We start from the raw sequence: 24,263 nt of genomic DNA on the forward strand, positions 1-24,263 counted from the left end.
ATGTCAGATCAAGTACTGCTCGATTGCCTTGAAATCAATACGGGCAATCACATCACGCACGCGATTATCTGGATGCATGGCCTGGGTGCCGATGCCAACGATTTCGTCCCGGTCGTTCCCGAGCTTAGGCTGCCCAAACCTTCCAGCATTCGTTTTGTTTTCCCCAATGCCCCTGTTCGCCCGGTTACCCTGAACAATGGCATTGCCATGCCTGCATGGTTTGATATTATTTCCCTGGATCGTATTAACGGCCCGGAAGACGAACCCGGTCTTAGGGAAGCGCAACTGGCGATTGAAGCCCTGATTGCCCGTGAAAATGAACGCGGCATCCCTACCGAAAACATTTTCCTGGCCGGCTTCTCGCAAGGCAGCGCCATGGCCCTGTTAACCGGCCTGCGCCACCCCAAAAAACTGGCGGGCCTGATCTGCCTGTCAGGTTTTCTGCCCCTGGCAGCCAAAACTGAGGCGGAACGCAGCCAGGCAAATATTGATATTCCGATTTTCATGGCACACGGCACCCAAGACCCGGTCGTTGTCCCCGAGCGTGCACTAAAAAGCAAGGCAAAGCTGGAAGAACTGGGCTACCGGAACCTCCAATGGTGTACCTACCCCATGCAGCATTCGGTTTGCCTTGAAGAAATACGGGATATCTCCGCCTTCATCCAGAACCATATGGCCTGATCAGTCTTCCTGATTTAACGCCATCCAGACCCTTCGCATTGAAGGGTCTTCTTCATCGGGATCATTTTGCAAGCCCAGGCTGGTCATTAAATGCAGCATCGGCTTGTTGTTGGCCAGCACTACACCCTCTATGTAAGCCAGGTCCTGTTTGCGGGCAGCCTGGATCAGCTTGCTCATGAGTGTCCTGCCCAAGCCGCGCTTTTGCCAACCATCACCAATCACCAGGGCATACTCGGCCCCCACGCCATCGGCATTGCGCAGATAGTGCGCCAGACCAATAATTTCTTCCCGTGGCAAGCCACGGTTGGCCTCGTTAGGCACCTGAATGGTAGCCACCAGCGCCAGTTCACGATGATAGTCTACATAGGTATAACGGCTTAACATTTTAGGCGTCAATTCACGCATCATCGACACAAAACGCATGTAGCGCGACTTCTCGGACAAGCCGCGGATAAAGGCTTGCAAGGCTTCGGCATCTTCTGGGCGGATCGGTCTCAACACCCATTCCAGGTCATCATCAAAACGCCTGTTTTCAATCAGGTAATGCGGGTACGGAAAGATCGCCATATGATCATAGCCGGACTCCCGTGGCGAAACACCCGCTGCCTCTTCATCAAGCACGATCCTGACATCCCTTGCATGGACTTCACGGTAACCCAGGATGATCGGATTGATTTCCAGCGTTTGAATACAGGGAAATTCGCTAACCAGATCAGCAACCGATTCCAGGATACGCTGCAGTTTCACGAATATGTGCGGCTCTACGTAGGTTTCCAGTTCCTGGCGCCATACCCGGCTGCGCTTGATGAGCTGGCCTGCCAGATAAGCATTCAGGGGCGGCAAATCAAGCCCCTTGTCGCGAGATGAAAACACCACCTTGTGCCCGCCCTCGCCAAAACGTATCCATGGCCCGAAAATGGGATCCCGCTGGACCTGAATCATCACCGCAGGCACCCCGTCTTCAACAGAAAACTGCTCATCCTGCTCGTCTTCATCCCAGGATATCCCGGCATTAAAGCAGTCCAGCAAGCGCATGGCTTCCGGTGGCTCAAGCGTGGTTTGGTTTTCCTTAAGGGCAGTATCCAGCAAGGCGCGGGCAGCCGTAATGTCGGCAGGCCGGGAATCAGGCTGCGGAATCCTGAGCTGGTGCAACAGTTGCTGGTTATAGAAATAATCACATAACGACATCATGGCCCCAAGCGCCGTTTCCGGTGTCCTGAAAGCGGGCATGCCGGCACGGTTAAGGAGCCGTCGAAACGGCCGCATAGTGGCCTCACCTAGGATGCTGGTCACAATGGGCTTGAGCGCCTTGCGGGCATAAGCCGCCAGCTGCTCCACCAGCTTCTGCATGTCCACCAGCTCATCGGGGGCCAGCATGACCATGACCGCATCAACACCAGCGTCATCCACCAGCACTTTCAGGCTGTCAATAAGCTGCTCACCGGTAAGGGGCGCATAACTGATGGCCGGATTGCCGACAATGGCGCCATTTCCCAAAATATGTCGCAAGTCACGCACAGTGGTTGATGATAAGGATGCCTTGGACAAGGCGCTGCTGGCACCCATTGCATCAAAGGTCAAGGACGTTGAACCACGGCTATTGCCAAAAACCACGATTCGCCCGCCTTTGGGACGACGGGCATAAGACAGCGCTTTCAGGGCGGCAAACAACTCGACAAAATAACCCACCCGAACTGCACCGGCGCGTCGGATGGCCGCATCGAAGACGGCGTCATTTCCCTTGAGCTCGGGACTTGCACGTCCAGCGCGTAAAACCAGCACCGGCTTAACGCTGGAGGCCATGCGAATGGCACTAACCAGTTCGCGTCCGGAACCGAGCTTGTCCATATACAGGGCAATACTGTCGGTACGGGTATCGGTGGCCAGGTACTCGATAATTTCAGGCAGGTCGACATCAATGACCTCGCCTAGCGAAATGGCTGCAGACAACCCCAGGTCTACATCATTGGCCCAATCCATGACCGACATCAGCAGCAACCTAGATTGTGAGACAACGGCCACCCGGCCCTGATGCGAAAGGATTGGATGCTTGCTAAGGTTCAAATTCAGGTGGGGACGCTGGATCCCGAACGCACGGGGCCCCAGCAACAGGCAATCATGACGCCTGGCCCAGTCCAGCACGAACTGGCGAATCTCAAGGGGGTCATCATCAACAATCATGGTCGGCAGCAGAATCATGGCGCGCGCTGGCCTGCGCTCCAGGAATGACAAAACCATTTGCAGGCTGTCAGGCTGCACGCACAACACAGCCAGATCTTTTCTTTCTTCACTTTCAATCTGCTCTTTATCTGCCAGCTGTGCAAATGACTCTGGCGAATCAAATCGCATCAGGGTGGTGTTGCGCACCAGGTAGGCCGGCACCGATTCGCAGACCGGCAAAGAGACATCTGAAATCACTATTAACGATCTTGGCTCAAAGATGGAGGCGAGGCGATGACGCAGCATATGTCCACTCACAAAAATGTTAAGTTAAAATGAAGTTTTTCTGAAGCCTGCAAAGTCATTGTAAACTGTCTTGCCTCTTCTTTTACTATTACTTAACTGTTTTAACTATCCATGACCTCTTCCTCTGTTAGAACCCGTTTTGCCCCATCCCCTACCGGCTATCTCCATTTGGGTGGCGCACGGACGGCACTTTTCTCGTGGGCTTTTGCCCGTCATCACAAAGGCACTTTTGTGTTGCGTATCGAAGATACCGACCTTGAACGCTCCACCCCGGAAGCGGTACAGGCCATTCTTGACGGTATGCAATGGCTGTCGCTGGAAGCCGACGAAGGTCCTTTCTATCAGATGCAACGCGCCGAGCGCCACAAAGAGGTCATCGCCAAAATGCTGGCTGATGGCACTGCCTACCATTGCTACAGCACGCCTGAAGAAGTTGAGCAAATGCGTGAAAGTGCCAAGGCCAAGGGCCTGAAGCCCAAATACGACGGCACCTGGCGCCCTGAACCTGGCAAAACCTTGCCGCCGGTTCCCGAAGGCCGCAAACCGGTTGTGCGTTTCAAAAACCCTACCGAAGGCGCCGTTTCCTGGGATGACATGCTCAAGGGCACCATCACCATTGAAAACGCCGAGCTTGACGACCTGATCATTGCCCGCCCCGACGGCACGCCCACCTACAATTTCTGCGTGGTGGTTGATGACTGGGACATGCGCATCAGCCACGTCATTCGTGGTGATGACCATATCAACAACACACCGCGCCAGATCAATATCCTGAAAGCCCTGGGCGCTCCCATTCCCGAGTACGGACACGTCCCCATGATTCTGGGCCCCGATGGCCAGAAACTGTCAAAACGCCATGGCGCAGTCAGCATCATGGACTATGACAAGCAGGGTTACCTGCCCGAAGCCATGATCAACTATCTGGCCCGCCTGGGCTGGAGCCACGGTGATGATGAAATTTTCTCGCGTGAACAACTGGTTGAATGGTTTGATACCCGCAACCTATCCAAGTCCGCCGCCCAATGGGACCCTAAAAAACTCAACTGGGTCAATGCGCATTACATCAAGGCACTGGGCGACAGCGAACTGCTAGAGCACGTCTTGCCGCGTATTCATGCCCGCGGCGGCCAAACACAAAACCTGGACATGACAGCCGTCCTGAACCTGTTCAAGGATCGTGCCGAAACACTTGAGCAACTGGCTGACAGCGCCATGCTGTTCTGCGCCCCCTTCCAGCCCGCTTCCGAAGAACTGCAAACCCAGTTCATGACTGAAGATGCCAAACGCATTTTGGCCGACTTTGCCCAAAATGCAGGCAAGCTGGAAAGCTGGACAACCGAAGCCCTGGATGCCCTGATCAAGGAAACCTTAAACACGCATGGCATCAAAATGCCTATGCTGGGCATCCCCCTGCGCCTAGCCGTAACCGGCCAGAAACAAACGCCATCAATTGGCGCCGTACTGGCCATCATTGGCAAGAGCACCGTTCTTGAACGCCTGCAAAACGCCATATAGCGTTCTCACAGGCCAATAGCCGGTAAAAAAACCGCATTCACCCAAAGTCACAGAACCCTCTGTGCACGACTTTGGGCAACGCGGTTTTTTTATACATCCAGTCAAATGCCAAACCGGTTTTGTTGGTTTTTCGCCAATCGTTTTTTTATGCTTCAAACAAAAGGCAGAATTTTTTTCTTCCCCAAAACGAAAAAAACAGGACGCCTGATACCCACCAAAACCTTTCGGCAACCAGCGGCCGGGCCAATGACATTTGGCACTTGCGGAACGATGTTTGCGCATTGCAAAAAACCACAAAAAAACCTTCAAGCAAGCCATAAGCCTTTATTTTCAATGCTTTCACAAAAGCACCGGTTTGCAGGGCAAGCGTTATGCCATAAAAAAAACCGGTTTTTCACGCTTGATTCATTTGGCCAAAACAAGGCTTGCCATTTTTTTACGCCCACCACCAAGACAGTCAATCCTGTTTTTCTGCCTTTTAAAATTGTTTTTGACGATTTGATTAACCGCTAAGGTCTTAATATTGATAACAATTATTTCATTTCCTTTGGTCATTATTTCAAAAGTATTTCGTGCGTTAAATGGCGTAATGAGTTACCCTTGCGGTTATAACGGTAAATAAAATAATTTGTCGTTATAACCATTTGAAATGTTCCGCACTGAATGCGGGGAATATATCAAATGGTGCTACAAAGGAAGTAGAGTTATCCGTTGCCGGATTTATACTTTGACCTTGAAATTATATCTGTACAGATGTATTTAATTTTTTTCATATCCGGACCCTTTTCCAAGGAGTATTGCCATGGCAACAGCAGCCAAAAAAGCAGTCAAGAAACCTGCAGCCAAAACCGCTGCAACCAAAACGGTAGCCAAAAAAGCTACCGCCGTTAAAAAAACCGTTGCAGCTGAAACCCCAGCCGTGACCAAAACAGTCGTCAAGAAAGTCGCTGCTAAAAAAACCGTTGCAAAACCTGTTAGTAAAACAGCCGCTCCTGCCAAAAAAGCAGCCGCTAAAAAAGCTGCCCCCGCCACAAAGACAGTGGCAGCAAAAAAAACCACCGCTACAAAAACCGCAGCAGTGAAGAAAACAGCCGTCGCTAAAAAAGCGGCACCTGCCACAAAAACACCTGCAGCCACTAAAGCGGCACCCGCTAAAAAAGCAGTAGCTGCCACTAAAGCCGCACCCGCCAAGAAAGCGGCACCCGCAAAAAAAACAGCAACAGCCACTAAAGCAGCAACAGCAAGCAAAGCTGCACCGGCAAAAAAAGCAGTAGCAGCCAAAAAGGCAGCGCCCGCCAAAAAAGCAGTAACGGCTACTAAAGCAGCACCTGCCAAGAAAGCGGCAAGCGCCACAAAAGCACCGGCAAAAAAAGCAGCAACCGCTGCTAAAGCCGCACCAGCGAAAAAAACCGTTGCCGCTGAAATCCCAGAGACAGAAGCTGCCGTCGCGCCCAAAGCAAGCGCCAAAACAGCTGCCAAAACAGGCACCAAAACTGCCGCAGCCAAAAAAGCACCCGCCGCCAAAAAAGCGGCAGTGAAAAAAACAGCTGCCAGCAAAAAAACCGCCGACGCTGCCGCCAAAACAGGCAGCAATAGCAACTCATCCTGGCCATTCCCAACCGGCAATCGCCCATAATAGGTTGAAGTAATTGCAAAAGCCGTCTAAATTAAACACTTAGACGGTTTTTTTTCGGTTTTTATTTTTATATGATCAATTCAATACTTAGTTTTTTACTCGGGACCTTCTTTTCCCTGTTTGTTTCTGCCCTATTAGTCAGGGCTTGGGTGTTCTGGACCAGGGTTCACCCCTTCAATCCTTATGTCATGATTGTTTATAAAGCAACCGACTGGCTGGTTCAGCCTGTTCGCAAAATAATCCCGACCAGCAACAAAATAGACTGGACCAGCCTTGTGCTTGCATGGGTTTGTTCAATGTTGCATGTTTTCCTGGTTTTTTCGCTCACACCGGCCAATGTCTACATCCAGACAACGCTGGCAACCCTGCCCCTGGTTGGTCTTTTCATGACCATCAAATGGGCACTTACATTGGTTTTATGGCTGTGTATTTTACAGGCAATATTATCGTGGGTCAGCCCCGCTTCACCCATCATGCCGTTGCTAAGGGCCCTGCTAGACCCAATGCTGAGTCCGATCCGGCGGTTGCTGCCCAGCACCGGCGCTTTTGATTTTTCTCCGCTGGTGCTGATACTGATTACCCAGGTGCTGCAAATTGTTTTACAGCACCTGATGTTCGGGTAGCGTTACAAGGCCGGCAATGCCGTGCCAAATGCACTAATGAAACGTGAAGAAATTTCTTCACGGCTTAAAAAGTGATTCTGGGGGCCTTGCGAAGCAATCTTGATGGCCCCCATCAAACTGCCCAGACGGCAGCAATCTTCCCAACCCCAGCCCTGCGACAAGCCATACAGCAAGCCTGCACGATGTGAATCACCACAACCGGTAGGATCGGTGACGGCTTCCGCTTTTACCGGCGGTATGGCGATCTGGCTGCCATCATGATACAGATCCGAACCTTCGGCACCACGGGTAACCACCACTGCTTCAAGGTGCTCGGCAATTTGCGCCATGGTTTTTCCCATGCGTTGCTCAATTACCGATGCTTCATAATCATTGACAGTAAGCACATGGGCAAGGCCCAGCATACGTTCAAGATCTGCCTTTTCGAAAAGCGGCATGGCCTGACCCAAGTCAAAAATAAATGGAATGCCGGCTTTGTTCAGATTTTCAGCATGGGCAAACATGCCATCTTTTGAGTCGGGTGCCACAATCCCCCACACCGCCTTTTCCTGACTGATGTCGTTGTCTGCCGACTGCATCATGGCACCGGGATGAAACGCGGCAATCTGGTTACCATCGAGGTCTGTCGTGATATGGCACTGGGGCGTAAAGGCATCAGGCAAAACCTTGATGGCACGCGTATCAATACCCATGTCACGCATGCGCTGCAAATACTCTGCAGCATCCTTGCCCACTGTAGCAACCGGCACCGGGTTGCCACCCAGCATGCGCAGGTTATAGGCAATATTTCCCGCGCAACCGCCATACTCTTTGCGCATGGTTGGCACAAAGAAAGAGACGCTGAGCGATTTTATATGTTCGGCAAGAATATGATCCTTGAAACGTCCCTCAAACAGGGTAATGGTATCAAACGCGACAGAACCGCATACCAGTACTGCATTACTCATGACAATTAAACCTTATGGATAAACTAAACTAAGTTCGAAACCGGACACAGCCACATTGAAAACGGCAAGCGGCACATTAATGAAGACCTCGGTACCCGGCTGGAATTTCTGCCCAAGCAGGTTGGCTTGCACATATTCTTGGGGCTCAAGGATTTTGGTAATTTCAATCAGCCCCTGCTGGTTCTTTAAATGGATGACCAGCAAAGGCCAGACTTGTGCCCTGGCATCGTTATTGCGCAGGGTAAATTGCAAACGCAAGGCGGTCACCCCTTCCTGGGGTTTGGCAGCCAAATCAGGCTTGAGAACCCAGTTTTTAAGTTGCAGGCTGGCCAGGTTTTTATCCGAGCCCAGTTCACAACCAGTCACCTGGCAAATATGCTGCAGGGTTGGACGCAGGGAAGGCGCAATGTTAACCAGCTGGTTACGATACACCACCAGGCCTTGCCCAATCAGCGCAATGATCCCCAGGAAAATGCCCAGAATCCAGAAGATACTGGTATTACGCGGCTGATAACTGTCGGCCACATAATTTTCCGTGTCATCGACATCCATCCTCAGGGGTTCATGATCATAAATCCCGGACGGCTCGTTATGAAGAATAATGGGCTCAGGTTCATCTTGCCAGGATTGGCCACCTAAACGGGGCTCTTTTGACTCGTTGCCGTAAATGCCAGCATCATGACTCATATGAAAATCGGGCTCATCTTGCAACACGGATGGCTCAGGCTGTTCCGCCAGATCCGGTTTCCTGGTTTCCCGATTATTTTCAGGATAAATATTGCTAACTTCATGCCCCGCAACGACCGGTTCTTCAGGCCATACCGCTTGTTCATGCTCAAGAACCGGAAAGTCATCCACCTCTTCAGGCAGCAGGGCTTCCTGGCCATTAAAAACATTCTTGCAAATGCCGCAACGAACCAGGCCATCCCGCAAGGCAAGCTGTTCTTCGGTAACGTTGAAAATGGTTTCACATTTCGTGCAACGGGTTCTCATCGGAGTGATTCCTTGTGTTTATGCCCGCTGGCCATGTAGGCAAACCCAACCCTCATGGCTGCGCCAAACACTCATTTTAATCCAGGGTGCATAAGCCTGTGCCACTTCATCGGCCTGGCGCTCCAACACACCAGACAGAACCAGGTGACCACCAGGTGCAACCCGGCCAGCCAACATGGGTGCCAGTACTTTCAGCGGGTTTGACAGAATATTGGCCACTACCACGTCAAAAGTACCCGCTGCCAATCCATCAGGCAGGCAAACGTCAATTTCAACATCATTGGCCTGCGCATTGTAATGGGCTGACTGAACTGCCTGTTCATCAATATCGACACCAACAACCTGTGCCGCACCCAGCTTTTTGGCCACAATAGCTAAAATGCCTGAGCCACAACCATAATCCAGGACCTGCACATTGGCGGGCAGGCAAGCCTCAAGCCATTCGGTGCAAAGACGGGTGGTGGGATGGCTGCCGGTGCCAAAAGCCAGGCCAGGATCAAGCTCGACCAGAATGTTTTGCTGGCCATTTTCGGGCGACCCTTGTGGCACGATGGGATTATCCTTGTGCCAGCTGGGTACAATCCAGATCCGGCCCGCAATCTGGATCGGATCAAACTGTGATTGTGTCAGCCTTACCCAGTCCTCATCGGCCACTTCACGCAACAGGCTGTTAGCGGTGTAATCCACCCCGGTTTGCGCCTGCAATTGCGCCAGAAGGGCCTCGGGTTCAATGTCATCAGGCAACAGTGCCACCACCCTGTTATGTTTCCAGGCCTGCACTTCCGGTTCGGTACCCGGTTCGCCAAACAAAGGCTGTTCAATATCCGTATCGCGATCGGCATCTTCAACCGAAACCGACAAAACACCCTCTTCAAGCAACAGATCCGACAGTTGCTCAGCGTCATTTTCGGCACACATCAGCACCAGCTCACGCATCATTTTTCCTTATTATGAATTAAGCCGAGAATAATCTCGGCCTATTTGTTCGAAACATTGCAAACTTATGCTTTACCACGTTCGCTTAACTTGTGTTCCAGATAGTGAATACTGGTTCCACCGTCAGCAAAATTGGTATCGGACATAAGATCACGATGCAACGGGATATTGGTTTGAATACCCTCTACCGCCATTTCAGACAACGCAATTTTCATGCGGGCAATTGCCTGATCCCGTGTATCGCCAAAAGTGATTAACTTGGCAATCATGGAGTCGTAGTTTGGCGGCACTTTGTAACCGGTAAACACGTGGGAATCAAGCCTTACGCCAGGACCACCCGGTGTATGCCAGCTGGTAATCAGGCCAGGGCTTGGCATGAACGAGTAAGGATCTTCGGCGTTGATACGGCATTCAAGCGCATGGCCCCTGAACTGGATATCCTTTTGTTTCAGCTTGAACGGTTCGCCGGCGGCAATGAAAATTTGCTGCTGGACCAGATCAATACCGGTAATACACTCGGTAACGGTATGCTCAACCTGAATACGGGTATTCATTTCAATGAAATAGAACTCACCGTTTTCATAGAGGAATTCGAACGTACCTGCACCACGGTATGAAATGCGACGGCAGGCATCAGCGCAGCGCTCACCGATTTTTTCAATCAGCTTGCGGGGAATGCCAGGTGCCGGTGCCTCTTCAATGACTTTCTGGTGACGGCGCTGCATGGAGCAATCACGCTCTCCCAGCCAAATCGCTTCCTTGTGGCCATCAGCCAATACCTGGATCTCGATATGCCTTGGGTTCTCGAGATACTTTTCCATATAGACTTCAGGGTTATTGAAAGCTGCCTGGGCTTCGGCCTTGGTCATTTGCACAGCCGTCAACAGCGCGGCTTCGGTATGGACAACCCGCATGCCACGACCGCCACCACCACCGGCAGCCTTGATGATAACCGGATAGCCAATTTCACGGGCCGTTTTCAACACGTATTCATTGTCGTCAGGCAAGGCACCTTCAGAGCCGGGAACAACCGGCACACCCGCTTCAATCATGGCTTTTTTGGCGCTGACCTTGTCTCCCATCATGCGAATGGTTTCAGGACGCGGGCCAATAAAAACAAAACCGCTGCGCTCGACACGCTGGGCAAAATCGGCGTTTTCAGCTAAAAAACCGTAACCGGGATGAATGGCTTCAGCATCGGTGACTTCGGCGGCTGAAATAATGGCCGGCATATGAAGATAGCTTTGCTGGGGCGATGCAGGACCGATGCAGACAGACTCATCAGCCAGCCGCACGTATTTTGCATCGCGATCAGCTTCGGAATGCACGACAACGGTTTTGATTCCCAGTTCCCGGCATGCCCGCTGGATTCGCAGTGCAATTTCACCACGATTCGCAATAAGAATTTTTTCAAACATATCAGGCAATCACGAAGAGAGGTTGGCCAAATTCAACAGGTTCGCCGTTTTCAACCAGAATTTCCTTGATAACGCCGGTTTTGTCCGCTTCAATTTCATTCAGCAGCTTCATTGCTTCGATAATGCACAGTGAATCGCCTTCTTTCACGCTGGCGCCCACTTCAACGAAAGCGGGTGCATTCGGATTGGGTGCACGGTAGAAAGTGCCCACCATAGGTGCCTTGACGATGTGGCCGGTAATGACCGGTTCGGCACTGGCTGCAGGCGCTGCGGCAGGTGCGGCGGCAACAGGTGCGACAGCCACGGCTGCACCTGGCGCAGCAACGGGTGCAACGGGTTGCACTTGCGAGAATTTGACGATACGAACTTTACCTTCGCCTTCTGTAATTTCCAATTCAGCGATTCCTGACTCGGCAACAAGGTCGATAAGGGTTTTTAGTTTTCTAAGATCCATAACAATTTCCGGTTGGAGGTGTTTAGTTAAGTCGGTTTGCAATGATAAACGCAAACGTCATTTTAAATAATGTTTTGCCGCATAATACATGGCTGCCGTGTACCCGTAAGCCCCCAGGCCGCAAATGACTGCGACAGCCTTGTCTGACAGGTAAGAATTGTGACGAAATGCTTCGCGCTGGTGCACATTTGAAATATGCACTTCGATGAACGGAATATTGACTCCGGCCAAGGCATCGCGAATGGCTACACTGGTATGGGTATAGGCACCGGCATTGATAATAATGAAATCGATATTGCCCATGGCCTGCTGAATGCGATCGACGAGACCACCTTCATGGTTGCTTTGGTAAAATTCGCAGCGCACGCCCAAGCTGGCGGCCGTTTCTGCCAGTTCACGGTTGATATCAACCAAGGTGAGACTGCCATAAATTTCAGGCTCTCGTGTACCAAGCAAATTAAGGTTGGGCCCGTTAATAATAAGCAAGTTTCGAGTCATTTAACATATTATACAAACAAATAAACTCGTATTTAACGTTAAATTCTTGCTTTTGTCTATTAAATTATCATATTCTTGCATATTCGAAATCAGCTTGAAAGTGTTTTAAGTATTTGTTCAAGCTCATCTTTTTTAATCTGGCCAAGAATTTTGTACCTGAGTTTGCCACCGGCTTCAAAGATCAGGGTAAACGGCAAACCACCCGATTTGTTACCGAGCTTTTTCATTAGGCTAATGCTACCCATGCCGGCGACCAGCAGGGGATAGGAAACTTTGACTTTTTCTTCGAATTTGCGCATGTTGCGTTCGGTGTCAGCGGCAAAGCCCACAAAATTGACATCCGGATAAGCCTGGTGCAAGGCCTCAAGATCGGGCATTTCCTTGACGCAAGGCGGGCACCAGGTGGCCCAGAAATTAAGCACCAGCGGCTTTTCGGTATATTCCCGAACGGTATGTGCCTGCCCGGTCATGTCAGGAACGGAAAGGTCAAACAGATTGGCCAAGGCCTCTGCTGACACATCGTCAATTTCAGAAGAGCTGCCGGCCTGCAACGCCATGGCCCTGACAGCTGGCAATAACAGCAGGAAACCGCCTGCCATTTTTAGCATGTTTCTACGTTTCATTGAAATTCCGCTTTTAAAACAATGACTGTTTTTAACACAGATCGCCGTCCGGCTCCATGAGCCAAATCATCTTTTAATCTTTTCAGCGTTTTTTCGGCAAGATTAGCGGCAGAAAACACTTAAAATACCGGCAGGAGAGTTTTATGCATATTCATATTCTAGGTATTTGCGGTACATTCATGGGCGGTCTTGCCCTGATTGCCCGCTCGGCAGGTCACAAAGTGACCGGTTGTGATGCAGGCGTTTATCCGCCCATGAGCACCCAGTTGCAAGAACAGGGCATTGAACTGATCGAAGGTTTCGATGCCAGCCAGACGGAACTGAATCCCGACCTGTTCATCGTCGGGAACGTAATTTCCCGAGGCAATCCGCTCATGGAAGCCATTCTGGAGCAAGGCAAGCCTTATATCTCGGGCCCCCAATGGCTGGGCGACCATGTGCTTCAGTCACAACACGTGCTTTCCGTCGCCGGCACCCATGGCAAAACCACCACCAGCTCCATGCTCGCATGGATTCTTGAACACACCGGCCTGAAACCCAACTTCCTGATTGGCGGCATTGCCCACGATCTGCAGGTATCTGCCCGCTTCAATCCTGAAAACAAGTATTTTGTGATTGAGGCCGATGAATATGACACTGCCTTTTTCGACAAACGCTCGAAATTTGTTCATTACCACTCCCGTACCGCCGTCCTGAACAACCTGGAATTTGACCACGCCGACATTTTCCCCGACCTGGCTGCGATTGAAACCCAATTTCATCACCTGGTGCGTACGGTTCCAGGCTCGGGCCGCATTATTTATCCTGCCCAAGATGAAGCCCTGCAACGGGTACTGGCTCGGGGTTGCTGGTCTGGCACCGACACCTTTGGTCCCGGCGCCCATTGGCAATATGCCAATCATGATGCCGCCGGCACCCGTTTTGACATTATTTACCAGAACCAGGTTGTGGCTCACATCAACTGGCAACACAATGGCATTCATAACATGAACAATGCCCTGGCTGCCATTGCCGCCGCCCATCATATCGGCATTTCCGCAGAACAGTCTGCCCTTGCCTTGAACTGTTTCCAGGGCATCCGCCGGCGCATGGAGCTGCGGGCAAACGTCCATGATATCCATGTGTATGACGATTTTGCCCATCATCCCACCGCCATCGAAACCACGCTGGCAGGCCTGCGTAACCAGGTTGGCCAACAACGCATTCTGGCCGTGCTTGAACCCCGCTCCAACACCATGAAACTGGGTACCATGGCAGCCCGCCTGCCCGAGTCACTGGCGCAAGCCGACCTTGTTTTCTGCTTTGGTGCCAAAGAAGGCAAACATGCCTTGGGCTGGGATCCCAAAACCGTTTTTGCCGGCATGCAGGAACGGGCCAGCGCCCACGAGAATCTTGAGGATTTGACGACTGCAGTCATGCAACAGGCACAACCAGGCGACCATATTCTCATCATGAGCAATGGCGGCTTTGGCGGATTTCACGATAAACTGATTGCCGCCCTGCAACAAAAATTTACCTGATCACTTTGCCGCCTTTTTTCATATGATTCTGTATTTACATGGTTTTCGATCTTCGTCTTTATCGGCCAAATCACAGCTCATGCAACAGGCAATGGCCAGCCGGGGGTTAAGCCATGCCTTCGCTGGCCCGGACCTGCCGGTTTCGCCCAAACAGGCCATTGAACTGGCCCTGGCCACCGCTCGCCAGCTCAGCGAGGGCCAGGACATTCACCAGCTTACCGTGATTGGTTCATCACTGGGCGGATACTATGCAACCTGGCTGGCCAACGAACTTGATTGCAAGGCAGTCCTTGTCAACCCATGTATTTATGCCTCGCGAGACCTGTCCACCCAACTTGGCCCCATGACGTGCTTTCATAGCGATGAACCCTTCGAACTGAAAGCGGCGCATATCAGGGAGCTGGCCAATCTGTTCGTACCGGAAATCAGGCATCCGGAAAAATTTTTCCTGCTGGCCCGCATGGCTGACGAAGTGCTGGACTGGCAGGAAATGCAAAATCGCTATCTTGGCGCAAAACAATTAATTATTCCCGGTGGGGACCACGGTTTTTCAGATTTTGAAAAATATATTCCCCAGGTCCTGGACTTTGCCTTAAACAATTAGGAACAAAACTCAATGTACGTGGTTTTTGAAGACAACGGTCAATTTAAAGCGGAAAAAATCCTGTCTGAAGCCGACACCTCCTTGCAAGTGGAATCGGCCTCCGGGAAAAGAAGCAAAATAAAACGCAACAACACGATTTTCTTTTTCGATAATCAAAATCCAGTCACTTTGCTGGAAGATGCCCAGCAATTGGCCGAAGACATCGACCTTGAATTCCTGTGGGAGTGTGCCCCCCAAGCAGAATTCCAGGTAGAGGAACTGGCACGGGACTACTTCGGACATGAACCCAGCGTGCTGGAAAAAACCGCCCTCTTGCTGCGCCTGCATGGCGCGCCGGTGTATTTTCATCGCAAAGGCAAGGGCCAGTACCGTCCGGCACCCCCTGACATTTTAAAAGCGGCCTTGGCGGCCGTTGAGAAAAAACAAAAACAGGCCGAGCAGCAGGCCGCCTGGATTGAAGCACTCAAGCAAGGCATCGTGCCAGAGGCCTTCAAGCCTGTCATTCACACGTTCCTGGCCAAACCGGATAAAAACACATTTGAATGGAAAGCCTTTAGCCAGGCCTTGGCAGAAACCGGAGAAACCGTTGAACAGCTCTTGCTAAGGCTTCAGGTTTATCCGCACCCGCTGGCCATACATCGTGAGAAATTCCTGGGCCTGAACTTTCCCAAAGGCACACAGTTCAAGGATATTACGCTGCCCGACCTGCCCGATTTACCGCTGGCCGATGTAGAACCTTATTCCGTTGACGATCTGTTCACCACCGAGATAGACGACGCCTTCTCGGTACATCAGGAAAGCGGTAGCGTATATCGGATTGGCATTCATATTGCCGCCCCCGCCCTGATGGTTGAGCGCGATTCGGAACTGGACAAAATGGCCCGCGACCGGATGTCCACCGTCTACATGCCCGGTGACAAGATCCCGATGCAGCCGGAATCCGTCATCAACACGTTTTCGCTGGTTGCGGGCAAGCCCACACCGGCCGTCTCCTTATATATCAGGGCCAATATTGATACCGGTGAAATACTTGCCTCGGAAACCCGGCTTGAAAAGGTCTGCGTGCAGGAAAATCTACGCACCAACCTGATCGACCCCCTGATCACCGTCGAAGCACTGGAAAACGAAAGCCTGCCCATGCCTTACCCCTTCCTGTTCAGGCCTCTGTGGAAATTGGGGCAACACCTGAAAGCGGCACGGGAAGTGATCCGCGGCAAACCCGAAAACAATAACCGGGTTGAATATACCTTTGTGCTGGATGGCCCGGCGGACAATCCCGATTCAGTGATCAACCTGGCACCCCGTCGTCGCGATGCCCCGCTAGACCTGATCGTTGCCGAATACATGCTGCTGGCCAATACCCAATGGGCAGGTTTCCTGAACAACACGGGCCTGCCTGGTATTTTCAGGTCGCAGCAAGCCGGTCGCACGCGCATGTCCACCCACGCCCTGCCCCATGAAACCATTGGCGTGCCCTATTATGCATGGTGCACTTCTCCGCTCAGGCGCTATGTCGACCTGATCAACCAAAGCCAAATCATCGCTGCCGCCCAGCATGGTGTCTCGGCCCGCCTGGTCGCCCCCTTCAAGCCCAAAGATGCCGACCTGTATGCGATTATCGGTGCCTTCGAATCCCAATACACACTGTGGAGCGAATTCCAGAGCCGTCTTGAACGCTTCTGGTGCCTGCGCTGGTTTGAACAGCAGCAAATTACCCGCGTTGAGGCCACGGTATTGCGCGACAACCTGGTACGCTTCAACAATGCCCCCTTTGTGACCGAAATCAATGGCATGCCCGAACTGGAACGCGGCACGATAGTTGAAATCGATTTAATGGGTAACAACCTGCTTGAGCTGACCCTGGATTGCCAGTATGTTGGACAAGTTGAGCAAGCCGAATCCGAACCCCATGCAACAGAGGCCAGCCAGTCATGAACACACCCCTGAATTTCGCCGTCATGGGCAACCCCATCAAGCACAGTTACTCGCCGCGCTTGCACGCTCTGTTTGCCAAGCAGGCCGGCCTGAACATTCACTATGAAAAAATACTGGTACCGCTTGACGGGTTTGAAATCGCCGTAAAAACTTTCTTTGAACAGGGCGGCAAAGGCCTGAACATTACCGTTCCCTTCAAGCTGCAGGCTTATGAACTGGCAAAGGCCAATTTGTCCCCGCGTGCCCGCCTGGCCGGTTCGGTCAATACACTCTGGATGAAAAGTGGTCATTTGCACGGCTGCAATACCGATGGCATCGGTATGGTCAATGATATCCAGCGCCAGGGCATCAGCCTTGAAAATAAAAAAATCCTGTTGCTGGGTGCGGGTGGTGCAGCCCGGGGCGTTATCTTGCCACTGCTTGAAACCGGCTGCCGCCAATTGCTTATTGTTAACCGTACCGCCACCAAAGCCAGCGAACTGGTTCAGCAATGCCTGACGGACCTGCCCCAATACGCAGGTGTCTTGTCAGCCGGTGGTTTTGAGCAAATCCAGGGCCAATGGGATCTCGTGATCAACGCCACGTCCAGCAGCCTGCAGCAAAATGCCCTGCCGCTGCCTACTGGCCTGTTTACCAACAACAGCCTGGCCTACGACATGGTTTACACACCCGAAAACGACACGCCCTTCCTGCAGCAGGCCCGCCAAGATGGCGCTACCCTCACTTCAGATGGTCTGGGGATGCTGGTTTACCAGGGTGCGGAAAGCTTCTTCATCTGGAATCAGGTCCGCATCAATCCGGCTCCGGTTCTAGAAGCCTTGCGCCAAGAACTGCTGGCGGGCTAATGTCTGCACTGCCCTGGCTTCAGTCCCTGCTGGCGGGCTTACGGCAATACCCGCAAACAGTCCGGCAACAATCCGTTGCCAGGACGCTGTTGCAGCTGGCAGGCACCCTGTTGGGCCTGGTGCTTCTTTATCAGCTTTGGTTATTCCTGTGGGTTTGCTGGTATAGCATCTTCAACCCATGGAGCAGCGCCATCATGAACCAGCAGCAAGCAATCCTTGCCAGGCAAAACCCGCCCGTACCGATTCGCCATGAATGGGTGGATTACGCGCAAATCAGCAGCAACCTGAAAAAAGCGGTGATTGCCTCGGAAGATGCCAATTTCGTCGCTCACCAAGGAATTGAATGGGATGCCATCCGGCAAGCCTGGCGCTACAACACAGCCCAAAGCGACAAAGGCAGGAATAAAATCCGTGGTGGCTCTACGATTTCACAGCAGCTGGCAAAAAACCTGTTTTTGTCCAATGACCGCAGTTATCTCAGGAAAGGGCAAGAACTGATTATTACCTTCATGCTAGAAACGGTCATGTCCAAAGAACGCATTCTGGAACTGTACCTGAACCTGGCCGAATGGGGCACCGGCATTTTCGGCGCACAGGCGGCCAGCCAGCATTATTACAAAACCAATGCCAACAAGCTTAGCCAAAAACAGGCGGCCCAACTGGCAGTTCTGTTACCGAATCCCAGGGTCTACGGTGCAAACATCGGCAGCCGCTATGTGCAATCACGTACCCGAACCATACAGGCAAGAATGAAGTCGGCACAAATTCCCGACACGCCATAACCGGTCATTGGCAAAAATTAACGCTTGCTTGCATACAGGATGCACTGGCCACCCATTTAAAAGTTACAATTCAAGCCAGTTGCTTACGATACGAACCCTCAGGATCAAAGCAACTCCTTATAATTTATCCATAATTTTCTTTACCCCTGCTTACATGCATACTGCCCGTCGTTATCTTGCCAGTGAAATATACCGAGCCACTACCGCTGTCCTGCTAGTGTTGCTTGGCCTGTTTACTTTTTTTTCCCTGATCGACGAGCTGGATAAAATCAACGACAATTTTTCCCTGTTGTCCCTGCTCTACCTGGAAGCCCTGCAAATACCTACACGGCTTTATGATTTGCTGCCTATCGGGCTGCTGATCGGGGCAACCATGGCCCTAGCCAGCCTTGCACAACGCAATGAACTGGTTATTTTGCGGGTGTCCGGTGTCAGCAGTGCCAAGCTGCTCCTCATGCTTTGGATTATTTGCATTCCCATCATGGGCGGTGCCCTGGTGTTGTCAGAATTTCTTGCCCCTGCCGCAGAAGTCAAAACCAGCGAGCTGAGCCTTAAACTCCTGGGCAAGGCCAAGGGCGGACGCATGAGCAGTGGTTACTGGTTCCGCGAACCCGATCCCCAGGGCAATGCCCGGGTCATCAATATTGGTGCAATGCAAGACAATGGCAACGTCCAGGATATCCGCATCATCACATATGACAAAACAAGCGGACAATTCCTGCATTTCTCTCAGGCACCAAAAGGTTTTTTCAAGGACAACCTCCTGACCCTGAACGATGTTTCACAAACCCAAAGCACGGTCAAGGCCGAAGAAGCCCTGGCTAATCCCAATGATCCGGTCAAGGCGGTGGCAAAAATTGTGTTTATCCCCTCCTTGACCCTGGAAACCACCCTGACGCCAGACCGCCTTCTGGCCGGCGAATTGCAACCGGAGAAGATGTCTGTGGTTTCCCTGCTTGATTACATTACCTACCTGGATGAAAATAATTTGCAAACCAGCCGGCAATTTGTCGCGTTATGGCGTAAAGGCAGTTATCCTTTCACCTTGCTGGTCATGATGACGATAGCCGCGCCCATCAGTTTCATTCAAACCCGCAGCGGTGGTGTTGGCGCAAAAGTATTCATGGGCATTTTGCTCGGTGTGGGCTTTTTCATGTTCAACCAACTGTCACTCAACCTGGGCATGTTAAACAACCTGCCAGCCTGGACAACCGCGCTGGCGCCCAATATCCTTGGCTTGGCCATCGCTTTGATGGCTTTATACTTTATGGAAGCCAAGCGAACCACCAAAAACCATACAAGCGGAACTGGCAAGAAAAAAACAAAATAACAAGGTTAATTTATGGACAAAAACATTTGGGCTATCGGCGACTTGCAAGGCTGCTGCTCGGCCCTTGATGCACTGCTTGAACACCCCGATATAAAAGAGGACCCCAACTGCGAATTATGGTTTGCCGGCGACCTGACCAACCGCGGACCAGAATCCTTGCGCACGCTAAGGCGCCTGATTGAACTGGGTGACCGGGCCGTATGCATCCTGGGCAACCATGACCTGCATTTGCTGGCCGTTTACGCGGGTATCCGGCGACAAAACAAATCAGACACCATCAACGATATCCTGAACGCCAATGATGCGAGAGACTTGATCAACTGGCTCAGGCACCGGCCGCTGGCCCATTACGACCACGAGCACCTGATGGTGCATGCAGGCGTCATGGCCAAATGGGACCTAGCCACTACCTTGCGATTGGCCAACGAAGCAGCCGAATCCTTGCGCTCACGCGACTGGAAGAAAAACCTGCAATTCATGTACGGCAATGAACCATCGCAATGGAAGGAATCGCTTGAAGGCTCAAAACGCCTACGGGTCATTATCAACGCCTTGACCCGGATCCGCTTATGTACCACAAAAGGCCATATGGATTTTGCCTCCAAAGAAGCGCCTGGCAGCGACAAAGGCCTGATCCCCTGGTTCGAGGTACCTGGTCGCAAAACGGTTGAAGACAACATTATTTTTGGCCATTGGTCCACCCTGGGACTGCTGCTGCGTGAGCACCTGATTGCCCTGGATACCGGCTACGTGTGGGGCGGCAAGTTAAGCGCCATTCGGCTGAGCGACAGAAAGCTGATACAGATTGCTGCTAAAAACTGATTTTGCAATCATCCGCCTACATCATAAAAAAACCACTATTCCGGCTTAACCGGTATAGTGGTTTTTTATTGTTTTACTGCAATGCGTCAGGACAGCTCTTTTTTCAGCTCATGAATGATTGACGTACGAATGGTAGCGGCAATTTCCGTACGGGTAGCCTCTACCGGCTCGCCCGCCTGATTAAGCGGCTCAAGAAAGCGGATATAAACCAGAACATCCCGCGAACTGAGTAAATGCCAAATATTATTGACCAGGGTTTGCTCACCCACAAACGCCATGGCACCACTTCGCTTGCCATGCTGCATGAACACGAGCGCCACCGGCTGAATGGGTACCATCGCCCTAAGCGGTGGTTCGAACAGGCTGGTATGCAAAGAGCGCATGTCCAGCCCATCCGAGGTTGTTCCTTCGGGAAATAAGCCAACGCAAGCATCATGCCGGAAAAGCTCAAGGATTGACTTGCTTACCCGGGAAATGGCATGACGCTGGCCTCGTTCGATGAAGATTGTACCGACCGAGGCCACCAACCAGCCAATCACCGGCCATTTCCTGATTTCACTTTTGGCAATGAACGAGGTGCTACGGCAACAGTTCAGGATGAAAATATCAATCCATGAAACATGGTTGGCCACCCACATAACTGCACCTTTCAGGATGGGCTGCCCTTCAACAATAACCCGCACGCCACAAACCTTCATCAGGCAGCACGACCAGTACCGGATGATGCTGTCGCGCGCTGCCTGTTTAAGTAATGGAAACAACAGGAATGAAGTGCATATCCCAAACGCCAGTAACAGGATCAGTGCGGGAGCCCTAATGCCAAAGCGGATAAAACGAAAAATCAAGCTGACTCCCACACAACCCGTCCACCCACCAATGTCATTTTGACCTTGGCTGGCAATTCATAACCAAAAAATGGGGTATGGCAGCTCTGGCTGAAAATCGATTCACGATTAACCACCCATTCAGCATCAAGATCAACCAGGGCCAGATCGGCAGGCGCACCAATTTCCAAATGACCGCAAGGTGGCAAGGCCGGGGCACCGGACAACAGAATATCCGCAGGTTGGGTAGTGATTTTGGCCAACGCATCCAACAGGGGCGTTTTGGTTTCAATGGCCCATTTATAAACCAGCGAGAACAACAGTTCCACACCGGTTGCGCCCTGCTCTGCCTCGGAAAACGGCAGTAATTTGCCATCGTCATCAACAGGCGTATGGTCGGAACAAATGGCATCAATCGTGCCATCCACCAGGCCCTGACGAATCGCATCACGGTCACGCTGTGAACGAAGTGGTGGATCCAGTCGATAGTTACTGTCAAAGAACCCGATATCCTGGTCAATCAGATGAATCTGGTTGATAGAGACATCACAAGTTACTGGCAAGCCTTCTGCCTTGGCCTTGCGCACCAGATCCAGCCCGGCCGCACTTGAAACTCGGCAAAGGTGCAAACGCACGCCAGTACTTTTTTGCAATTCAAAAAGGACATGCAAGGCAATGGTCTCGGCCTGCACCGGAACGCCAGCCAGACCCGTACGGGAAGCAAACGCGCCACTGGCCGCCACACCACCTTTGGACAACGAGGCATCAAAGGGATACAACCACAAGGTATAGTCGAAAGTTTTGGCATACAGCATGGTTCTGTACAGCACGCCGTAATCAATCAGCGGATGCACCGCCTGGGAGAAAGCCACGCAGCCGGCTTCGGTCAACTCGGCCATTTCAGTAATGATTTCGCCCTTCAAGCCCTGCGTCATGGCACCTAATGGATACAGGTTTGCCTGGTTAAGCTGTTTAGCGCGATGCTTCAACATTTCAACCAGTCCCGGCTCATCAAGAACCGGATCAGTGTCAGGAGGAATGACCAGGCTGGTCACACCGCCTGCCAAAGATGCATTCATCTCGGACTCAAGCGTTGCACGGTGCTCAAAACCCGGCTCACGCAACCTGACAGACAAGTCGATAAGGCCAGGCACTACCGCCAGGCCCTGGGCATCAATCACCCGCTTTGCCTCGAAAGCCGGATCGACCGGGCCAATACCAACCACACGTCCGGAGGCGATTGAAATATCACATATTTGGTCAATGCCGTTTTTGGGATCAAGCAAACGACCGTTTTTAATCAAGATTTTCACTGACTAGCTCCTGCCACAATACTCATAACAGCCATCCGGACTGCAATACCAAAATTCACCTGGTTCAGAATGACCGCCTGATCGCCATCGGCAACAGAGGAATCAATTTCAACCCCGCGGTTCATGGGACCGGGATGCATGACAATCGCATCAGGTTTGGCATAAGCCAGTTTTTCACGTGTCAGGCCATAATGCTTGAAATACTCTTGCGAAGAAGGCAAGAGCGCCCCTTTCATGCGCTCGTTTTGAAGGCGCAGCATGATGATCACATCCACGTCTTTCAGCCCTTGTTCCATGCTGGTAAATACGCGAACCCCCATTTGCTCAAGTCCGCCCGGCAACAGGGTCAGTGGAGCAATTGCACGGATTTCGGCCGCCCCCAGTGTGGTCAGCGCGTGAATATCAGAGCGGGCAACCCGTGAATGCAAGATGTCACCGACAATCGCGACCGTTAGATTGGAGAAGTCTTTCTTGAAATGACGGATCGTGTACATATCAAGCAGACCCTGGGTGGGGTGTGCATGACGGCCATCACCCGCATTAACCACATGAATATGCGGTTCGACATGCTGGGCGATAAGATAAGGCGCACCGCTGGCTTCGTGCCTGACCACAAAAATATCGGCCTGCATGGCCGTCAAATTACTGATGGTGTCCAGCAGGGACTCGCCTTTGGCCGTAGATGAGGCATTGATATTCAGGTTGAATACATCTGCCGACAAGCGCTTTGCCGCAATCTCAAAAGTTGTCCTGGTGCGTGTTGAATTTTCGAAGAAAAGGTTGAAAACACTTTTGCCACGCAACAGCGGCACTTTCTTGACTTCCCGTTCTGCAAGGGGAACAAAGGTTTGTGCCGTATCAAGTATGTGAGTAAGAATATCTTTGGGCAATCCCTCTGTACTCAGTAAATGCGTTAACTCTCCGTGTCGATTAAGCTGAGGATTATGCACCGACGTTTTCCTTTTTTAAATCAATATCAAATAATCTTTGTTCATTTTGTGAAAGTACAAAATTTGTTCCTTTCTCAAGTGGAATCACCCCCCCGCATACATTGGGTGACACCGGCAATTCGCGTCCGCCGCGGTCGATTAATACGGCCAGGGAAATGGAAGACGGTCGCCCGTAATCAAAAAGCTCGTTAATGGCAGCCCTGGTGGTGCGTCCGGTATACAAAATATCATCCACCATGATGATATGTTTGCCATTTACCTCAAAAGGGATGGAGCTGGGCAAAGTTTGTGAATGCAGGCCGATTTTATGAAAATCGTCCCGGTACAGGCTGGTATTGATCACACCGGAAGGATTGCCCAGCTTAAGGTCTTTCTGCAACCTTTCCACCAGCCAGGCCCCCCCCGAATAAATACCAACCAGATGCACCAAATCAGGATCAAGTTTCCCAAGAAGCTCTTCAATGCCCGCTTTCATATTCGCATACAAGTCTTCTGCTCTAGGTAGGGTTAACTCCATTATTTCTTCCTGTAGTTGTCAAAATCATGTT

General features: G+C 51.6%; 23 protein-coding genes. 11 read left to right on the forward strand and 12 right to left on the reverse strand.

What is annotated here, in order from left to right:
• Entirely contained in the window at nucleotides 1-681 is a 681-nt protein-coding gene (locus ACM5Q9_RS12065) for an alpha/beta hydrolase (RefSeq protein ID WP_418144991.1), read from the forward strand.
• Here the strand turns inward: ACM5Q9_RS12065 and ACM5Q9_RS12070 are convergent, their stop codons facing one another.
• Complete coding sequence (locus tag ACM5Q9_RS12070) at nucleotides 682-3,147, reverse strand: GNAT family N-acetyltransferase (RefSeq protein ID WP_418144992.1); 2,466 nt, start codon at nucleotides 3,145-3,147, stop codon at nucleotides 682-684.
• Nucleotides 3,148-3,258: 111 nt separating this feature from the next.
• On the opposite strand from ACM5Q9_RS12070, the gene gltX reads away from it, so the two are divergent.
• The 3 genes from gltX (at nucleotide 3,259) to ACM5Q9_RS12085 (ending at nucleotide 6,921) form a co-directional block, all read left to right on the forward strand.
• Nucleotides 3,259-4,662: a glutamate--tRNA ligase gene (gene gltX, locus ACM5Q9_RS12075; protein WP_418144993.1), complete on the forward strand. Its 1,404-nt coding sequence runs from the start codon at nucleotides 3,259-3,261 to the stop codon at nucleotides 4,660-4,662.
• A gap of 802 nt (nucleotides 4,663-5,464) precedes the next feature.
• Complete coding sequence (locus ACM5Q9_RS12080; RefSeq protein ID WP_418144994.1) at nucleotides 5,465-6,298, forward strand: histone; 834 nt, start codon at nucleotides 5,465-5,467, stop codon at nucleotides 6,296-6,298.
• 71 nt (nucleotides 6,299-6,369) lie between these two features.
• Nucleotides 6,370-6,921, forward strand: coding sequence for a YggT family protein (locus ACM5Q9_RS12085; RefSeq protein WP_418144995.1), 552 nt, complete (start codon nucleotides 6,370-6,372; stop codon nucleotides 6,919-6,921).
• A gap of 2 nt (nucleotides 6,922-6,923) precedes the next feature.
• Here ACM5Q9_RS12085 and ACM5Q9_RS12090 read toward each other — a convergent pair whose 3' ends face one another.
• From ACM5Q9_RS12090 to ACM5Q9_RS12120, 7 genes are all read right to left on the reverse strand, one after another.
• Nucleotides 6,924-7,868, reverse strand: a complete 945-nt coding sequence (locus ACM5Q9_RS12090; protein ID WP_418144996.1) for a carbohydrate kinase family protein — start codon at nucleotides 7,866-7,868, stop codon at nucleotides 6,924-6,926.
• 12 nt (nucleotides 7,869-7,880) lie between these two features.
• Nucleotides 7,881-8,861, reverse strand: coding sequence for a zinc-ribbon and DUF3426 domain-containing protein (locus ACM5Q9_RS12095; RefSeq protein WP_418144997.1), 981 nt, complete (start codon nucleotides 8,859-8,861; stop codon nucleotides 7,881-7,883).
• Between the two features lie 18 nt (nucleotides 8,862-8,879).
• Nucleotides 8,880-9,797, reverse strand: a complete 918-nt coding sequence (gene prmA / locus ACM5Q9_RS12100) for a 50S ribosomal protein L11 methyltransferase (RefSeq protein ID WP_418144998.1) — start codon at nucleotides 9,795-9,797, stop codon at nucleotides 8,880-8,882.
• 65 nt (nucleotides 9,798-9,862) lie between these two features.
• Nucleotides 9,863-11,215, reverse strand: a complete 1,353-nt coding sequence (gene accC, locus ACM5Q9_RS12105) for an acetyl-CoA carboxylase biotin carboxylase subunit (protein ID WP_418144999.1) — start codon at nucleotides 11,213-11,215, stop codon at nucleotides 9,863-9,865.
• A gap of 1 nt (nucleotide 11,216) precedes the next feature.
• Nucleotides 11,217-11,669, reverse strand: a complete 453-nt coding sequence (accB, locus tag ACM5Q9_RS12110) for an acetyl-CoA carboxylase biotin carboxyl carrier protein (protein WP_418145000.1) — start codon at nucleotides 11,667-11,669, stop codon at nucleotides 11,217-11,219.
• 57 nt (nucleotides 11,670-11,726) lie between these two features.
• Nucleotides 11,727-12,167: a type II 3-dehydroquinate dehydratase gene (gene aroQ / locus ACM5Q9_RS12115; RefSeq protein WP_418145001.1), complete on the reverse strand. Its 441-nt coding sequence runs from the start codon at nucleotides 12,165-12,167 to the stop codon at nucleotides 11,727-11,729.
• Between the two features lie 89 nt (nucleotides 12,168-12,256).
• The gene (locus ACM5Q9_RS12120) at nucleotides 12,257-12,790 is read right to left on the reverse strand and encodes a TlpA family protein disulfide reductase (protein ID WP_418145002.1); all 534 of its coding nucleotides are present in this window, start codon (nucleotides 12,788-12,790) and stop codon (nucleotides 12,257-12,259) included.
• A 143-nt stretch (nucleotides 12,791-12,933) separates the two neighbouring features.
• Between ACM5Q9_RS12120 and mpl the strand changes: the two genes are divergently transcribed.
• From mpl to ACM5Q9_RS12155, 7 genes are all read left to right on the forward strand, one after another.
• Nucleotides 12,934-14,310 carry a UDP-N-acetylmuramate:L-alanyl-gamma-D-glutamyl-meso-diaminopimelate ligase gene (gene mpl, locus ACM5Q9_RS12125; RefSeq protein WP_418145003.1) on the forward strand — a complete coding sequence of 459 codons (1,377 nt, stop codon included), beginning with the start codon at nucleotides 12,934-12,936 and terminating at the stop codon, nucleotides 14,308-14,310.
• 22 nt (nucleotides 14,311-14,332) lie between these two features.
• Entirely contained in the window at nucleotides 14,333-14,914 is a 582-nt protein-coding gene (locus tag ACM5Q9_RS12130) for a YqiA/YcfP family alpha/beta fold hydrolase (RefSeq protein ID WP_418145004.1), read from the forward strand.
• 12 nt (nucleotides 14,915-14,926) lie between these two features.
• A complete protein-coding gene (locus ACM5Q9_RS12135; RefSeq protein ID WP_418145005.1) occupies nucleotides 14,927-16,849 on the forward strand; it encodes a ribonuclease catalytic domain-containing protein in 1,923 nt (640 codons plus the stop codon).
• Nucleotides 16,846-17,694 carry a shikimate dehydrogenase gene (aroE, locus tag ACM5Q9_RS12140; protein ID WP_418145006.1) on the forward strand — a complete coding sequence of 283 codons (849 nt, stop codon included), beginning with the start codon at nucleotides 16,846-16,848 and terminating at the stop codon, nucleotides 17,692-17,694. The genes ACM5Q9_RS12135 and aroE overlap by 4 nt, the downstream gene beginning before the upstream one ends.
• Nucleotides 17,694-18,476 (forward strand): monofunctional biosynthetic peptidoglycan transglycosylase, encoded by a 783-nt coding sequence (mtgA, locus tag ACM5Q9_RS12145; protein ID WP_418145007.1) that lies wholly within the window; start codon nucleotides 17,694-17,696, stop codon nucleotides 18,474-18,476. Before aroE ends, mtgA begins: the two co-directional genes overlap by 1 nt.
• 154 nt (nucleotides 18,477-18,630) lie before the next feature.
• Nucleotides 18,631-19,806 carry an LPS export ABC transporter permease LptG gene (gene lptG, locus ACM5Q9_RS12150; RefSeq protein WP_418145008.1) on the forward strand — a complete coding sequence of 392 codons (1,176 nt, stop codon included), beginning with the start codon at nucleotides 18,631-18,633 and terminating at the stop codon, nucleotides 19,804-19,806.
• Between the two features lie 12 nt (nucleotides 19,807-19,818).
• Entirely contained in the window at nucleotides 19,819-20,628 is an 810-nt protein-coding gene (locus ACM5Q9_RS12155) for a symmetrical bis(5'-nucleosyl)-tetraphosphatase (RefSeq protein WP_418145009.1), read from the forward strand.
• Nucleotides 20,629-20,714: 86 nt separating this feature from the next.
• Here ACM5Q9_RS12155 and ACM5Q9_RS12160 read toward each other — a convergent pair whose 3' ends face one another.
• The 4 genes from ACM5Q9_RS12160 to pyrR are packed head-to-tail and all read right to left on the reverse strand — an operon-like array spanning nucleotide 20,715 to nucleotide 24,232.
• Nucleotides 20,715-21,470, reverse strand: a complete 756-nt coding sequence (locus tag ACM5Q9_RS12160; protein WP_418145030.1) for a lysophospholipid acyltransferase family protein — start codon at nucleotides 21,468-21,470, stop codon at nucleotides 20,715-20,717.
• A complete protein-coding gene (locus ACM5Q9_RS12165; protein WP_418145010.1) occupies nucleotides 21,470-22,765 on the reverse strand; it encodes a dihydroorotase in 1,296 nt (431 codons plus the stop codon). Before ACM5Q9_RS12165 ends, ACM5Q9_RS12160 begins: the two co-directional genes overlap by 1 nt.
• Complete coding sequence (locus tag ACM5Q9_RS12170; protein WP_418145011.1) at nucleotides 22,762-23,715, reverse strand: aspartate carbamoyltransferase catalytic subunit; 954 nt, start codon at nucleotides 23,713-23,715, stop codon at nucleotides 22,762-22,764. Before ACM5Q9_RS12170 ends, ACM5Q9_RS12165 begins: the two co-directional genes overlap by 4 nt.
• Nucleotides 23,708-24,232: a bifunctional pyr operon transcriptional regulator/uracil phosphoribosyltransferase PyrR gene (gene pyrR / locus ACM5Q9_RS12175; RefSeq protein WP_418145012.1), complete on the reverse strand. Its 525-nt coding sequence runs from the start codon at nucleotides 24,230-24,232 to the stop codon at nucleotides 23,708-23,710. The genes ACM5Q9_RS12170 and pyrR overlap by 8 nt, the downstream gene beginning before the upstream one ends.
• Between the last annotated feature and the right edge of the window lie 31 nt (nucleotides 24,233-24,263).

Source organism: Advenella sp. RU8, assembly GCF_048381675.1.
Lineage (GTDB): Bacteria > Pseudomonadota > Gammaproteobacteria > Burkholderiales > Burkholderiaceae_B > Advenella.

Coding starts and splice junctions, on each gene's coding strand:
- ACM5Q9_RS12065 (WP_418144991.1), top strand. CDS start 1: ATGTCAGATCAAGTACTGCTCGATTGCCTTGAAATCAATACGGGCAAT.
- ACM5Q9_RS12070 (WP_418144992.1), bottom strand. CDS start 3,147: ATGCTGCGTCATCGCCTCGCCTCCATCTTTGAGCCAAGATCGTTAATA.
- gltX (WP_418144993.1), top strand. CDS start 3,259: ATGACCTCTTCCTCTGTTAGAACCCGTTTTGCCCCATCCCCTACCGGC.
- ACM5Q9_RS12080 (WP_418144994.1), top strand. CDS start 5,465: ATGGCAACAGCAGCCAAAAAAGCAGTCAAGAAACCTGCAGCCAAAACC.
- ACM5Q9_RS12085 (WP_418144995.1), top strand. CDS start 6,370: ATGATCAATTCAATACTTAGTTTTTTACTCGGGACCTTCTTTTCCCTG.
- ACM5Q9_RS12090 (WP_418144996.1), bottom strand. CDS start 7,868: ATGAGTAATGCAGTACTGGTATGCGGTTCTGTCGCGTTTGATACCATT.
- ACM5Q9_RS12095 (WP_418144997.1), bottom strand. CDS start 8,861: ATGAGAACCCGTTGCACGAAATGTGAAACCATTTTCAACGTTACCGAA.
- prmA (WP_418144998.1), bottom strand. CDS start 9,797: ATGCGTGAGCTGGTGCTGATGTGTGCCGAAAATGACGCTGAGCAACTG.
- accC (WP_418144999.1), bottom strand. CDS start 11,215: ATGTTTGAAAAAATTCTTATTGCGAATCGTGGTGAAATTGCACTGCGA.
- accB (WP_418145000.1), bottom strand. CDS start 11,669: ATGGATCTTAGAAAACTAAAAACCCTTATCGACCTTGTTGCCGAGTCA.
- aroQ (WP_418145001.1), bottom strand. CDS start 12,167: ATGACTCGAAACTTGCTTATTATTAACGGGCCCAACCTTAATTTGCTT.
- ACM5Q9_RS12120 (WP_418145002.1), bottom strand. CDS start 12,790: ATGAAACGTAGAAACATGCTAAAAATGGCAGGCGGTTTCCTGCTGTTA.
- mpl (WP_418145003.1), top strand. CDS start 12,934: ATGCATATTCATATTCTAGGTATTTGCGGTACATTCATGGGCGGTCTT.
- ACM5Q9_RS12130 (WP_418145004.1), top strand. CDS start 14,333: ATGATTCTGTATTTACATGGTTTTCGATCTTCGTCTTTATCGGCCAAA.
- ACM5Q9_RS12135 (WP_418145005.1), top strand. CDS start 14,927: ATGTACGTGGTTTTTGAAGACAACGGTCAATTTAAAGCGGAAAAAATC.
- aroE (WP_418145006.1), top strand. CDS start 16,846: ATGAACACACCCCTGAATTTCGCCGTCATGGGCAACCCCATCAAGCAC.
- mtgA (WP_418145007.1), top strand. CDS start 17,694: ATGTCTGCACTGCCCTGGCTTCAGTCCCTGCTGGCGGGCTTACGGCAA.
- lptG (WP_418145008.1), top strand. CDS start 18,631: ATGCATACTGCCCGTCGTTATCTTGCCAGTGAAATATACCGAGCCACT.
- ACM5Q9_RS12155 (WP_418145009.1), top strand. CDS start 19,819: ATGGACAAAAACATTTGGGCTATCGGCGACTTGCAAGGCTGCTGCTCG.
- pyrR (WP_418145012.1), bottom strand. CDS start 24,232: ATGGAGTTAACCCTACCTAGAGCAGAAGACTTGTATGCGAATATGAAA.